This is a genomic window from Acidimicrobiia bacterium, assembly GCA_041394025.1.
Classification (GTDB): domain Bacteria; phylum Actinomycetota; class Acidimicrobiia; order IMCC26256; family JAOSJL01; genus JAOSJL01.
On record JAWKJA010000004.1, the window covers coordinates 70,923 to 84,553 of the forward strand.

The 13,631-nt window shown below is 69.0% G+C and carries 13 protein-coding genes; 9 read left to right on the forward strand and 4 right to left on the reverse strand.

Annotated elements, in window-relative coordinates; genetic code table 11:
* The first annotated feature begins 45 nt into the window (after window positions 1-45).
* The 5 genes from R3A49_11855 to R3A49_11875 all read left to right on the forward strand — a co-directional run bounded on the left by R3A49_11855 (window position 46) and on the right by R3A49_11875 (window position 3,927).
* A complete protein-coding gene (locus tag R3A49_11855; protein ID MEZ5171424.1) occupies window positions 46-1,248 on the forward strand; it encodes a hypothetical protein in 1,203 nt (400 codons plus the stop codon).
* Window positions 1,249-1,746: 498 nt separating this feature from the next.
* A complete protein-coding gene (locus tag R3A49_11860) occupies window positions 1,747-2,163 on the forward strand; it encodes a hypothetical protein (GenBank protein ID MEZ5171425.1) in 417 nt (138 codons plus the stop codon).
* A 55-nt stretch (window positions 2,164-2,218) separates the two neighbouring features.
* Complete coding sequence (locus tag R3A49_11865) at window positions 2,219-3,436, forward strand: hypothetical protein (protein MEZ5171426.1); 1,218 nt, start codon at window positions 2,219-2,221, stop codon at window positions 3,434-3,436.
* A 79-nt stretch (window positions 3,437-3,515) separates the two neighbouring features.
* Window positions 3,516-3,737, forward strand: coding sequence for a hypothetical protein (locus tag R3A49_11870; GenBank protein MEZ5171427.1), 222 nt, complete (start codon window positions 3,516-3,518; stop codon window positions 3,735-3,737).
* Between the two features lie 52 nt (window positions 3,738-3,789).
* On the forward strand, window positions 3,790-3,927 hold the full coding sequence (locus R3A49_11875) for a hypothetical protein (protein MEZ5171428.1): 138 nt from the start codon (window positions 3,790-3,792) through the stop codon (window positions 3,925-3,927).
* A 70-nt stretch (window positions 3,928-3,997) separates the two neighbouring features.
* On the opposite strand, the gene R3A49_11880 is transcribed toward R3A49_11875, so the two are convergent.
* The 4 genes from R3A49_11880 to R3A49_11895 all read right to left on the reverse strand — a co-directional run bounded on the left by R3A49_11880 (window position 3,998) and on the right by R3A49_11895 (window position 8,097).
* Entirely contained in the window at window positions 3,998-4,801 is an 804-nt protein-coding gene (locus R3A49_11880; protein ID MEZ5171429.1) for an ABC transporter permease, read from the reverse strand.
* Complete coding sequence (locus R3A49_11885) at window positions 4,798-5,808, reverse strand: ATP-binding cassette domain-containing protein (GenBank protein MEZ5171430.1); 1,011 nt, start codon at window positions 5,806-5,808, stop codon at window positions 4,798-4,800. The genes R3A49_11880 and R3A49_11885 overlap by 4 nt, the downstream gene beginning before the upstream one ends.
* A 53-nt stretch (window positions 5,809-5,861) precedes the next feature.
* Window positions 5,862-6,968, reverse strand: a complete 1,107-nt coding sequence (locus R3A49_11890) for a PilT/PilU family type 4a pilus ATPase (protein ID MEZ5171431.1) — start codon at window positions 6,966-6,968, stop codon at window positions 5,862-5,864.
* 109 nt (window positions 6,969-7,077) lie between these two features.
* Complete coding sequence (locus tag R3A49_11895) at window positions 7,078-8,097, reverse strand: histone deacetylase (GenBank protein MEZ5171432.1); 1,020 nt, start codon at window positions 8,095-8,097, stop codon at window positions 7,078-7,080.
* 76 nt (window positions 8,098-8,173) lie between these two features.
* Between R3A49_11895 and R3A49_11900 the strand changes: the two genes are divergently transcribed.
* The 4 genes from R3A49_11900 to R3A49_11915 all read left to right on the forward strand — a co-directional run bounded on the left by R3A49_11900 (window position 8,174) and on the right by R3A49_11915 (window position 13,626).
* Entirely contained in the window at window positions 8,174-8,866 is a 693-nt protein-coding gene (locus R3A49_11900; protein ID MEZ5171433.1) for a GNAT family N-acetyltransferase, read from the forward strand.
* Window positions 8,863-10,995 carry a DUF6049 family protein gene (locus R3A49_11905; protein MEZ5171434.1) on the forward strand — a complete coding sequence of 711 codons (2,133 nt, stop codon included), beginning with the start codon at window positions 8,863-8,865 and terminating at the stop codon, window positions 10,993-10,995. The genes R3A49_11900 and R3A49_11905 overlap by 4 nt, the downstream gene beginning before the upstream one ends.
* On the forward strand, window positions 10,992-12,680 hold the full coding sequence (gene murJ / locus R3A49_11910; protein ID MEZ5171435.1) for a murein biosynthesis integral membrane protein MurJ: 1,689 nt from the start codon (window positions 10,992-10,994) through the stop codon (window positions 12,678-12,680). The genes R3A49_11905 and murJ overlap by 4 nt, the downstream gene beginning before the upstream one ends.
* Window positions 12,681-12,786: 106 nt before the next feature.
* Window positions 12,787-13,626 (forward strand): DegV family protein, encoded by an 840-nt coding sequence (locus R3A49_11915; GenBank protein ID MEZ5171436.1) that lies wholly within the window; start codon window positions 12,787-12,789, stop codon window positions 13,624-13,626.
* The last annotated feature ends 5 nt before the right edge of the window (window positions 13,627-13,631 follow it).

Genomic DNA, 13,631 nt, shown 5'->3' on the forward strand with positions numbered 1-13,631 from the left:
GCGCGCGTGACATCGTGGGTCGTACGCTGCGAGGGGAGCTCGGGAATGCGCCGTATCAGAACACTCGGTGTCGGACTGGCTGTCGTGGCACTGCTCTCGACGGGCTGCGTGTGGAACTACGAGACCCTCGACGGCCCGGGCGGCAAGCCCGGATCGTCCACAGAGGTCCAGGGTTTCTTCAGCTCGGCCGTCGTCTACAACGGGGCGCCCCACGTCTTCTACGCCGGCCGCGCCGCTGGGACCAACTGGGTGCTGCGCCATGCCTACTGGAACGGCTCCTTCTGGGCCTTCGAGACGCTCGACGGCCTCGGCGGGAGGCCCGGGCACACCAATAACCACGTCGGGAGGGGAACGTCGGCGGTCCTCTACAACGGTCGACCGCACGTCTTCTACGACGACGAGACCGACCACGCGCTCCGACACGCCTACTGGAACGGCGTCGCCTGGGCCTTCGAGACCCTCGACGGCAACGGCGGTGGAGGAGGCCGCACCACGAACGACGTCGGGGCGCAGCCCTCCGTGATGCTCTACAACGGCCGGCCCCACCTCTTCTATCCCGATGGTGACGACAACTCGTTGCGTCACGGCTACTACAACGGAGTGGCCTGGGCGTTCGAGGTCCTCGACGGTCTGGGCGGCCCGCACGGCCGTACGACGAACATCGTCGGGAGCTACCCAGCACCGCTTCTCTACAACGGCCGGCCCCACGTCTTCTACTACGACGGCACGGTCGCTGCCCTGCGCCACGCCTACTGGAACGGATCATTCTGGGCCTTCGAAACCCTCGACGGCCCGGGCGGGCGGCCCGGCAGCACGGTGAACGCCGTCGGCAAGTTCGGCTCCGCCGTCGTCTACGGGAGCCGCCCCCACGTCTTCTACAACGACAACGACGACGACTCCCTCCGTCACGCCTACTACAACGGTGTCACCTGGGCCTTCGAGACCCTCGACGGCACGGGCAGCGTCGTGCCCGGGCACAGCAACGCCAAGCTCGGCTACGACACGGCCGCCACGCTCTACGGCGGTCGCCCCGACGTCTACTACGGCACCGACGACTCGCTGCGCCGCGCGTACTACGACGGCTCGGCGTGGGAGTTCACGAACATCGACGGCCCCGACAGCTCGCTTCCCGGTCACACGAACGACAGTGTCGGATACGAGAACTCCGTTGTGGCTATCTCCGGGAAGATCCACGTCTTCAACAGGGACTTCACGACCGGCGCCCTCCGCCACGTCTGGTTCGGCTGACCCCCCGCCGACGTCGGCCGAGCCAATTCCGCCGTTCGCTACAACGGCCGACCCCACGTCTTCACCCGCGACAACACGTTCGGTGACCTCCGCCACGCGTACTGGAACGGCCTGTTCTGGGCCTTCGAGACCCTCGACGGCTCGGGCGGGCCCCACGGTCGCATCCTCGCCGACGTCGGATGGTCGAGCGCCCCGGTCATCTACAACGGCCGGCCGCACGTCTTCTACGAGGACCGGACGAACGGCGACCTCAGGCACGCCTACTTCACCGGAACGGCGTGGGGGTTCGAGACCCTCGATGGACGGGGCGGACCCAACGGGCGCATCAACGGCAACGTAGGCGGAGACAACGCTGCGATCCTCTACAACGGCCAACCCCACGTCTTCTACCACGACGGCGGCGGCGCGAATCTGCGCCACGCCTACTACAACGGACACACCTGGGTCTTCGAGACACTCGACGGGGCGGGCGGACCCAACGGCCGCATCAACAGCTTCGTGGGCGACCACAGCGCCGTCGTCCTCATCGACGGACGGCCCCACGTCTTCTACAGAGGTCTGCAAACCCCCCGGCACGCCTACTACAACGGCCTGTTCTGGGCCTTCGAGACGCTCGACGGCGAAGGTGGGCCCCACGGGCGCACCAACGCCAATGTGGGGGCGTTCAACGCGGTCGTTCTCTACGGCGGCCGCCCGCACGTCTTCTACCAGGACGCCACAAACCGCAATCTTCGTCACGCCTACTTCACCGGCACCGCGTGGGGTTTCGAGACGCTCGACGGCGCCGGCGGGCCCAACGGACGCATCGTGGCCGACACCGGGTTGACCAACGCCGCCGTTTCCAACTGGGGCCGGCCCGAGGTCTTCTACTACGACCGGACCGGCGGAAACCTGCGCCACGCCTGGTTCGGCTGACATCCCGTTGCGGCTCTCCCTCAACACCGCACCGTCGCGCACCGATAGAGAGGTCGTGCATTCTCGTTGGACGCGCCCTCGCTCCCTGATCGTCGGGATCGCGCTCGTAGCGCTCGTCGCGACCGGGTGCCGGTGGAACTTCGAGGTCCTCGACGGTCACGGTGGCGCTCACGGCAGGTTGAACAACACGACCGGTGGCTACAGCACCGGAGTCGTCTACAACGGCCGACCCCACGTCTTCTACTACGACTACGTCGACGAGACGCTCCGCCACGCCTACCACAACGGCTCGTTCTGGGCGTTCGAGACCCTCGACGGAAACGGGGGCGGGGCGGGGCGCGTGAACTCTGCCGTGGGCTTCAACCCCACGGCCACGGTGTCGGGAAACCGGCTGCGCGTCTTCTACTACGACATCGACGCCAAGGCGCTCCGGCACGCCTACTACGTCCCCGGCGGCGGGTGGGGGTTCGAGACCCTCGACGGCAACGGCGGTCCGAACGGCCGCACCATCGCCGACGTGGGGCGCTTCGGCGCGGCGCTCGACTACCGGGGGAGGCCCCAGGTCTTCTACTACGACTTCACGAACGGCCTGCTCCGGCGGGGGGAGTGGACCGGGCACACGTGGATCTTCGAGAACTTCGACGGTGACTTCAACGGGGCCCGGGGTCGAATCAGCGCCGACGTGGGCGACGTGACCAACGCAACGGCCGTTTACGACTGGGTCCCCCACGTCTTCTACTGGGACCGGACCGACGGCTACCTGCGTCACGGCTACTGGGACGGTGCCAACTGGCAGCGGGAAACCATCGACGGGAACGGCGCCGGGAACGGACGGGTGCCCTGGGACGCCGGCCAGTTCCCGAGCGTCGTGATGTACAACGGGCGGCCCCACGTCTTCTACCAGGACACGCACTTCAGCGACCTTCGCCACGGCTACTACGCCGACGGCGCGTGGTTCTTCGAGACACTCGACGGTCACCGCAACGGGCCGAACGGGCAGACGAGCTCGTCGGTGGGCGACTACTCGTCGGCGACCCTCGTCGGCGGAAAACCGAACGTCTTCTACAACAGTGCCGGGGAGAGCACCCAGCGTCGTGGGTGGTGGACCGGCAACGAGTGGCGGTTCCAGACCTTCGACGGGATCGGTGGACCCGACGGGCAGGTGAACCACCTCACCGGGTGGGACAACGCAGCTCTTCGCTCGGGCGGCACGCCGCACGTGTTCTCCTACGACCCGACCGCGGGAACCCTGCGCCACGCCTGGTTCGGTTGAGCCCCGACGTCACGACGCTCGCCGTTGGCCTGAGTTCACCTCGGGCGTAGCGTCGTGTGGCGTCGACGGGGAGGCGCTCGTGAACCGCGTGAGGGTGTTGTCCACGACCGTTGCCGTGGCAGCCTTGATCGCGACGGGCTGTGAGTGGCACTTCGAGACACTCGACGGCAACGGCGGGCCCAACGGGCGCGTCATCGCGGATGTCGGCGAGCACACGACCGCGGTCGTCTACAACAGTCGCCCGCACGTGGTCTACTTCGACGACGTCCCCGACACTCTCCATCACACCTGGTTCGGCTGATCGCGAGCGCGTCGACGGTCGGACTGGGAACATCGGCGCCACGACGAACGACGTGGGCTCCACCAGCTCCGGCACGCTCATCGAGCGACCCGGCGGAGGCACGCAGGACCCACACGTCCTCTACTACGACCGGACCAGAGGTGAGTTGCGACACGCCTGGCAGGGTTGCCAGATCGGTGGTTGCACCTGATCCCGGATTGACGAGACAACGGACGCCGCCGACAATCTCCACCCCGGCAGGTTCGGTTGATCGGGTCGGATCAGGACCGGTTGGCGCGCTTGTAGCGACGTACCGCCACCGGAGCGAACACCGCCACGATGATCCCGATCCAGATGAGGCTGTAGAGCTCGGGGTTCTGGAGTGACCACACGTCGGGGACGGGCGCGTCGGGCGGCAGGTTTCCGAAGAGCTCACGCACCGCCTGGGTGACCGCCGACACCGGGTTCCAGTCGGCGAACGTCTGGATCGGCTCGGGTAGCGACCCGGCCGGCACGAACGTGTTGGCGATGAACGTGAGCGGGAAGATCACGAGGAATGTCGCGTTGTTGACCACCTCGACGCTCGGGACCAGTAGCGCCACGTAGGCCATGATCCACGACACCGAGTAGGCGAACAGTAGGAGCAGGGCGAACGCCAGTGCCGCGTCGAGGACGGACCCGCGGATACGCCAGCCGACAATCAGCCCGGTGATCGTCATGATCGTGACCGTGAGCATGTTGTAGATCACGTCGCTCGCCGTGCGCCCGGCCAGAACCGCCGAGCGGGCCATCGGCAGGGAGCGGAACCGGTCGATGATGCCCTTCTGCATGTCCTCGGCGATACCTGCGCCGGTGAAGGTGGCACCGAACACGACGGTCTGCGTGAAGATCCCCGCCATGAGGAACTCGCGGTAGTTGCCGCCGGGGACGACGATGGAGTTGCCGAACACGTACGAGAACAGCAGCACGAACATGATGGGCGAGAGCAGCACGAACACGAGGACCTCGGGGACGCGCTTGATCTTGATGACGTTGCGCTTGGCGACCGTGGCAACGTCCGACACGATCTGAGCCCGGGTGCTCACGTGACAACCCTCTCCGCGCCCCGGTCGCCGCGATGCTGCTCGTCTCCGGCGGGGTCGTTGGCCTCGTGCTCGGCGACATGGCCCGTCAGGGTCAGGAACACATCGTCGAGCGTGGGTCGGCGCAGACCGACGTCGGCGAGCTCCACACCGTCGGCATCGAGGCCCCGGAGAGACTCCATCAGATCGGAGGCCCCACGGCCCACGGGCGCCACGACCGTCGCAGTCCTCGTGTCGACCTCGACGTCACCGGTGGCGACACGCTCCACGACGCGTCGGGCCGTCTCGAGCTGCGCCGTGTCCACCACGGTCACCTGGATCCGCTCCCCTCCCACCTGGGCCTTGAGCTCGCCGGACGTACCCCGGGCGATGGCGTGGCCGTGGTCGATCACGAGGATCTCGTCGGCGAGCTCGTCGGCCTCCTCGAGGTACTGCGTTGTCAGGAGGAGCGTGGCGCCGTCGGCGACGAGACCCTCGATGAGCCGCCACAGATCGGCGCGACTGCGCGGGTCGAGCCCTGTGGAAGGCTCGTCGAGAAAGAGCACGGGCGGGTGGGCCACGAGTGCCCCGGCCACGTCGAGGCGCCGGCGCATCCCGCCCGAGTACCCCTTCACCGGGCGGTCAGCGGCGTCGGCGAGGTCGAACTCCTCGAGGAGCCGGCGTGCACGCTCCCGCGCCTGTTTCCGCCCGAGGTGGTAGAGGCGCCCGATCATGTCGAGGTTCTCGAACCCGGTGAGAACCTCGTCGACGGCGGCGAACTGACCCGAGAGCCCGATGCGGCGCCGCACTTCCTTGGGCTGTGTACGCACGTCGACGCCGGCGACCGTGGCCGTCCCCTCGTCGGGCTCGAGCAGCGTCGTGAGGATCGACACCGCCGTCGTCTTGCCCGCGCCGTTCGGACCGAGAAGGCCGAGGATCGTGCCCTCGGGAACGTCGAGGTCGAGACCGTCGAGCGCGACGACGTCTCCGTACCTCTTGACGAGCCCCTCGGCGTGGATCATCCCGGCCATGGAGCGCCACAGTAGATGGCCCTGCCCCGGGGACCCGCCCGATTCGCGGAAGCTCAGGCGGTCGTGCGCTCGCGGTCCATGGAGGAGGCGATGAGGCCGGCCTGCTCGATGGCGAGGCGCAGGTCGTGGGGGTGCGACGCCATGCCGAGGGCGTCGCGCAGCGACACGAGCTCGTCCTTGAAGAGCTGGAGGATGCTCTGGTCGAAGGTCTGCATGCCGTAGTACTCGCCGTCGGCGATGATGTTCTCGATCTCGTGGGTCTGGCCGGCGTTCACGATCTTGTCGAACACGCGGCCGGTGTTGACGCAGACCTCGACGGCGGGCACGCGTCCCTCGCCGTCACGTCGCTCGATGAGCCGCTGGCTGACGAGCCCGCGCAGGGAGCCTGCCAGGGTGTGGCGCACCTGCTGCTGCTGGTGCGGGGGGAAGAACTCGATCACGCGGTCGATCGACTCCTTGGCTCCGATGGTGTGCAGCGTCGAGAAGACGAGGTGGCCCGTCTCGGCGGCCGACAGGGCAGCATGCACCGTCTCGGGGTCGCGCATCTCACCGATGAGGATCACGTCGGGGTCCTGGCGCAGCACCCTCTTGAGTGCGGTGTGGAAGTCCTCGGTGTCGGTGCCGATCTCACGCTGGTTGACGATCGAGGTCTTGTCGGGGTGCAGCACTTCGATGGGGTCCTCGATGGTCACGATGTGGCGGCGCTGGGTCTCGTTGATGTGGTCGATCATCGCCCCGAGCGTCGTGGTCTTCCCCGACCCGGTCGGGCCGGTCACGAGTACGAGCCCTCGCGGCTCACCGGCGAGCCGTTCGAGCACGGGTGGCATGCCGAGCTCGGCGAGGCTGGGGATCCCCGACAGCACACGCCGCATGACCACCCCGACCGAGCCGCGCTGGCGGAACACGTTCACCCGGAACCGGCCGACACCTGCGATGGCGTGCGCGAAGTCGGCCTCGTTGGTGGCGTGGAACTCCTCGGCGCGCGACGGCGGCATGATGGCGAAGGCGACACGCTCGGTGTCGGCGGGCTCCATCGGCTCGAACTCGGTGGGTACCAGGTGGCCGTCGATGCGCATGTAGGGCGGCGAGCCGACCTTCAGGTGGACGTCGGACGCGTCCTGTTCGACGGAGTGGCGAAGCAGATTCTCGAGGTCGAGCACGGTTCCCCCGCGACGTGAGCGTTCACAGGAGCTATCGACGTTTCGGGCCCCGACCTGAACCGATCCGGCCAACTGTCACGATCAGTGGGCGAACAGCCGAAAACGACCGCTATCCGTGGGAATCGAGTGCCTCGCCGTGGACCTCCCGTGCGGCTGCCACCACGTCCCGGCCCGGGCCCCCTCCGGTGGCCGGATCGTGGGGCGGCTCCGTCGCCCCGGGCACGAGGGCTGCGGTCGTGACGGCCACCGAGTCGACGAGGGCCTCCTCGTCGTAGCCGCCCTCGAGGTAGGCGACGGTCCGCCCGGGGGCGAGGGCGGCGACGCGTGCAGCGAGAGCGGCGAAGTCGCCCGACGACAGCATCAGGCCGGTGAGCGGATCGGCGCGGTGGGCGTCGAAGCCCGCCGACACCAGGACCCAGTCGGGGTCGAAGTGCTCGATCAGGGGTTCCAGGACCGTGTCGAAGGCCTCGAGGTAGACGTCGCCGGTGGCGCCGGCGGGGACCGGAACGTTGCAGACCGTTCCGGCGGCGTCCTCTCCGCCGGTCTCATCGAGTCGGCCGGTGTGGGGAAAAAGCGGGAACTCGTGCACCGAGCAGTAGAGGACGTCGGGGTCGTTCCAGAACAGGTCCTGGGTGCCGTTGCCGTGGTGGGCGTCCCAGTCGAGGATCGCCACGCGCTCTCCCACCGCCGTGAGCGACGCCGCGGCGACCGCCACGCTGTTGAGGAGGCAGAAGCCCATCGCCCGCGAGCGGCCGGCGTGGTGACCGGGTGGTCTCACCGCGAGGAAGGCGGCGTCGCCACGGCCGCCCCGCAGGAAGTCGATGGCCTGGAGGCCCGATCCCGCAGCGTGCGTGGCGGCGGTCCACGAGTCGACGCCCGCCCGCGTGTCGGGATCCACCATGCCGCCACCCTCAGCGCAGAATCGTTCCATCGACGCCAGATACGTGGGATCGTGGACGCGTGCGAGCTCCCGAGGTGTCGCGGCACGGGGCTCCAACTCGACCCGTGCGTCGCGGAGGCCGGCTGCGTCGAGCCCACGCGCCGCGGCGTCCAGCCGCGCCGCACGCTCGGGATGCCCGTGACCCGTGTCGTGGGCGGCGAACCACGGGTCGGAGGAGACGAGCAACACGCTCGGAGCGTACCGCCGCAGCACAGGTACGCTCGCTGACGGCACCCCTGTGAAGACACATCGTGGCACCCCCATCGTGACGACACAGACACTGCGCTGGCGAGGCGGCTGGGTACGTCTCGGGACGTGGCGCGGCAGCGACGGCCTCGCGTCCCTCACCTTGGGCGCGGAGTCACCGCCGAGCCCCGAGTTCGTGGGTGAGTGCATCGAGCGACTGCGCGAGTGCGGCTACACGTCGGTGGTCACCAACGCCCTGACCGCCGCCGACTCGCTCCCCTTCGTCGACGCCGGCTTCCGAGTACGTGAGCGCCTTCACCTCCTGGCCCACGACATGGCCGACATCCCTGAGCCGCACATCGCCACCCGCAGAGCACGCCGACGCGACCGCCCCGGCGTCCTCACTCTCGACGCGGAGGCCTTCGAGCCGTTCTGGCGGCTCGACGCGCAGGGCCTCACCGACGCACTTGCCGCCACACCGAGCTCCCGGTTCCGTACCATCCGTGAGGACGAGGGGATCACGGCCTACGGGATCGCGGGGCGCGCCGGGCGCCAGGGCTACATCCAGCGCATCGCCGTCGACCCGTCCCACCGTCGCAGCGGTCGTGGACGAGCGCTCATCGCCGACGCCCTGGTCTGGCTGAACGGCCGCGGTGCCCGCCGCACCGTCGTGAACACGCAGGAGAGGAACACCGGCGCCTTCCTGCTCTACGAGGCGTGCGGATTCGAGAAGCTCCCGGTCGGCCTCAGCGTGCTCGGGCGCGACCTGTGACCGCGTCCGGGCGGAGAGCCGGGAAGGCCGGCGTCCGGCTGGCCGTCGCTGTCGCCGCCGGAGCCGCTCTCGCGTCGGGCCTCCTCCAGCCCTCCCCCGCCACCGCCGGCGACGACACCGGTGAGGCGGTCGACGGCGTCGTCGGCACGATCGCTCTCGTCGACCAGCCTCCATGGGTCGAGCTCGGGGGTGCCACCGAGCTCGTGGTCGCCGTCAACGGAGCGACACCCGACACCGAGATCGCCGTCACAGTGCACCAGGCCACCACGTCGGGGACAGGGTTCGCCGAGACCCTCTTCGGCGACAATCTCGGGTCCACTCTCGGCCAGATCAGCATCCCGCCCGCCGACCTCGAGGCCGAAGGGGGCGGCCTCCGGATCCCCGTTCTCCTCGACCCAGCGCTACCGAGCACGATCTCGTTCCCGGCCGTCAGCCTTCCCGGCGTCTACCCCGTCGTCGTGGAACTCCGCGACCCCACGACCGGGCTCGTCGGGGACGGCTTCATCACCTATCTCGTGGTTGCCGACACCACGGCCGCCGGGGCTGTGGCCGAGCAGCTCCGCGTCGCGTGGATCTGGCAGCTGGTCGCCGATCCCACCTTCAACGCCGACGGAGCACCCGACGAACGCGTCGTGTCGGAGTTCCGCTCCGACGGGCGGCTGGGCCGGATCGCCACTCGCGTTCCGGACCGCACCGACGTAGCGGTGACCCTGGCCCCGAGCCCGGAGACCGTCGAGTCATGGGCGACCCTGGCGACCGCCGACGAGGACTCCGACGGCTCCGGGGCCACGCTCGCCGGTGCTCCCTCCGGTGGGAACGGGTCGTCGACGACGACCACCACGCCGGCGGCCATCACGCCCGGCCTCGATGCGATGCTCGAGGCGGTTCGCGGCGGCCAGCAACTGCTCAGCGGACCGTTCGTCCCGGTGGATGCCCCGTCCCTGGTGTCTGCAGGGATGGCTCCCCAACTCGACCAAGAGCTCATCGCCGGTGCGTTCAGTCTCGGCTCGACCTTCTCGGTGGGCGTTGACCCGGAAACCGCGGTCGCTGTTCCTGTCGACGACGCCGCGGTCTCCGCTCTCACCGGGACCGCCATCGAGCGACTGGTCGTCGAGTCCGATGACCTCACGCCGGTCGAGGAGCCCCTCACGCCCGCGGCCCCGTTCCTCCTCGACGCCGACGGGACGGTCGCGTCGGCAGCGATGGCGAACAACGCGATCCGCGACCTCCTGGAGGGCGACAGCCCCCCGGCGCTGAAGGCGCAGCGGTTCCTCGCGGCCCTGTCATCGGTCGCCTTCGAGCAGCCCGGCGTCGCCCGCGGCATCGTCCTCCTGTCGCCACAACGCTGGAATCCCGACGCGGCGACGCTCGAGGCCGCCCTGGCCGGACTGACCGCCCACCCTCTCCTCGAGACGACGTCGATCGACGGCTACTTCGATGCCCTGCCGGTGGACACCTGGGACGAGGAGGACGAGCCGGTCGTCCGCCACCTCGAAGGCTACGACCCCCCTCCTCCCAACGTGACCACGAGCGAGCTCGGGGCGGCCACGAGTGATCTCCGGGGCCTCAGCTCGCTCGTGGATGATGACGACCCGCGGATCAGCGCCGGTGGCCGGAACATCCTCGTCTCACTCACGTCGTTGTGGTCGGGTGGGGAGGGACGCGCCCGCGCCCGTGAGGAACTCGACGTCATCCACGCCACCGCCGCCGAGGTCACGTCGCTCGTCACCGCGGCCAGCGACCAGACCGTCACGATCACGGCCCGGCGCGCCGATATCCCTGTGACGTTCCGGAACAACGCCGACGAGCCGATCGAGGTCCTCGTCCACTTCGAGAGCGAGAAGCTCCTGTTCCCCGAGGGGGACGACTTCCTCGTGGAGCTCCCGCCGCGCAGTAGCACGAAACGCTTCGAGGTGGAGGCCCGCACGTCGGGAACGTTCCCCCTGGTCATGACGGTCACGTCGCCCGACGGTCGCCTGGAGTTCCAGAGCAGCCGACTCACGGTCCGCTCCACGGCGTTCACCGGTGTGGGGCTCGTCATCACCATCGCTGCCGCGTCTTTCCTCGCGCTGTGGTGGGGAACCCACTGGATCCGCTCACGGCGCCGAAAGCGTGCGGGGGCGGCGTGACGACCGAGCAGCCGCAGGTTCCCAGCGACCCGACCGAGACCGACCTCGACGTCGCTGAGGCCGAGGCGTTCACCACCGAGGCGGGCGGGCGGCGCCTCCTGCGCTCGAGCGCCGTGGTCGGTGCGGGCACCGCCCTGTCGCGTGTAACGGGGATGCTGCGGGTCGGGGCCATCGCCTTCGCTCTCGGTGCGACGGCCACGGCCGACACGTTCAACATCGCCAACATGGCCCCGGCCATCGTGTACGAGCTGATCCTCGGTGGCGTCCTGTCGGCCACGCTCGTACCGGTGTTCGTCGAGCACCTCGACGACGGCAACGACGACGCAGCGTCCGCTGTCACGACCGTCGCAATGGCCGGTCTCGCGATCCTCGCCGTGGTGGGCGTTCTGGCCGCGCCGCTCATCATGCGGCTGCTCGGGCTCCTCGCCGATGACGAACTGCGGTCCGATCAGTTGGCCCTCGGCACGAGCCTGCTCCGGCTCCTCATCCCGCAGGTCGTCTTCTTCGGCTTCGTGGCACTTGCCTCGGCGATCCTGAACGCGCGACGCCGTTTTGCCGCGCCCGCCTTCGTCCCGGTCCTCAACAACATCGTGGTGATAGCGGCGTTCCTGACCGTCGCCTCACTCGCCGGCGACGACGTGGGCCTCGACAGGGTCCGCAACGACACGGGCCTGATCCTCCTGATGGGGATCGGCACGACCGCCGGCATCGCCGCCATGGCCGGCGCCCTCTACCCCGCCCTTCGCTCCGCGGGGGTCCGTCTGCGGATCCTGTTCACGTTGCGGAACCCCGCGGTCCGAAAGGTCGCACGGCTGTCGGGATGGACGTTCGGCTACGTGCTCGCCAACCAGGCTGCGTTCCTCGTCGTGCTGATCCTGGCCTTCTCCCGCGAGGGCGAGGTCTCGGCCTACCAGTACGCCTTCATCTTCTTCCAGCTCCCCCACGGCCTGTTCTCGGTGTCGATCATGACGGCGATCACTCCCGAGTTCGCCCGCTCCGCGACACGACGCGACTGGTCGGATCTCCGCGACCGCTTCTCGTACGGCATGCGCTTGATGGGGTTCCTCGTCCTCCCGACCTCCGTGGGCTTCCTCGTCATCACCCGCACCGTCGACGCAGGTGCGTTGGCGTTCGGTGAGCTCTCCGGATCGTCGGCCGCGCTCACCGCCCAGACGCTGTCGTACTTCGCGATCGGCATGTTCGCCTTCTCGGCCTACCTCTACTCCCTTCGCGTCTTCTACGCGATGCAGGACACCCGCACGCCGTTCTTCCTGAACGGCGGGGAGAACCTGCTCAACATCGCTCTGGCGCTGGCCCTGTTCCCCTCGATGGGCGTCCGCGGCCTGGCCCTGGCGTGGTCGGTGTCCTACTGGATCGCCACGGCTGCGACGCTCGTCGTCCTCCGCCGGCGTCTCGGGCGCCTCGACGGCGGGCGCGTCCTGCGCAGCCTCGGTCGGATGCTGATCGGCTGCGCGGTCCTGGCGGTGGTCGTCTGGGCGGTGCTCGCCGGTCTGGGCACCGACGGGCAGGCCCGCGCCGTGGCGGTCGTCGGGCTCGGGATCGTGGCGGGAGCGGCCGCCTACTTCGCCGTCATGGCGGCGCTGCGGGCCGAGGAGACGGGCGGGCTCCGCTCCCTGGTGGCCCGTCGCTCCGCACGGCCGCGGGAAATCCCTACCGACGGGTAACTCCGCCGGCCCCTCGATGGTCGAAGCGCTGTACGGGGGCGTCGCGTGCCAATACCGTGGCGGGTGCCGAGATCCCGACGCCGACCCCGCCCGAGGAGGACTGAGCGTGGACATACGAGTCGTGACCGACAGCGCGTGCGACCTTCCCGACGACCTGGTCGAGAAGCACAACATCCGGATCGTTCCACTCACGATCCGCTTCGGCGATCTCGAGTTCGTCGACCGTTTCGAGCTCAGCCACGAGGCCTTCTGGGAGCGCTGCGCCAACAGCGACACCCTGCCCGAAACATCCGCGCCCTCTGCGGGCGCATTCGAGAAGGTGTTCACCGAGCTCTTCGACGACGGCGCCGACGCCATCGTGTGCATCAACCTTGCATCTCGTCTCTCCGCCACGATGCAGGCCGCCGAAGTCGCTGCTGCGTCGGTGTCGGAACGCGGGCACGTCGAGGTCATCGACTCGCTCAACGTGTCGCTCGTCCTCGGGAACATGGCGATCGTCGCTTCGGAGCGGGCCGCAGCCGGCGACGACCTCGAGGCTGTCATTGCCGCCGTCGAGAGCCAGCGGGAACGTGGGCGCCTGTACGCCACGCTCGACACACTCGAGAACCTGCGCAAGGGGGGACGCGTCGGTGGAGCACAGGCACTACTCGGTTCGATGCTGTCGATCAAGCCGATCGTCACGTTCGAGGACGGTGAGGTCACGCCGCTCGCCAAGGTCCGCACCCGCGGCAAGTCCCTGGCGTGGCTGGTCGACAAGGCCGCCGAGGAGCGGATCGACCACGTCGGCGTCCTGCACGCCGACGCCGATGATCTCGACGACTTCCTGGAGATGTTGCGTCCCGTCCTCCCGGGCCAGGACATCCTCGTCAGCACCATCGGTCCGGTGATCGGAACCCACTCCGGGCGTGGTGCGATCGGCATCACCTTCACGACCGGCGAGGAGTGAGCCCG

Excerpts from the sequence above, each read along its gene's own strand:
- R3A49_11885 (MEZ5171430.1), bottom strand. The coding sequence starts at position 5,808 with ATGGCCGGGATGATCCACGCCGAGGGGCTCGTCAAGAGGTACGGAGAC.
- R3A49_11855 (MEZ5171424.1), top strand. The coding sequence starts at position 46 with ATGCGCCGTATCAGAACACTCGGTGTCGGACTGGCTGTCGTGGCACTG.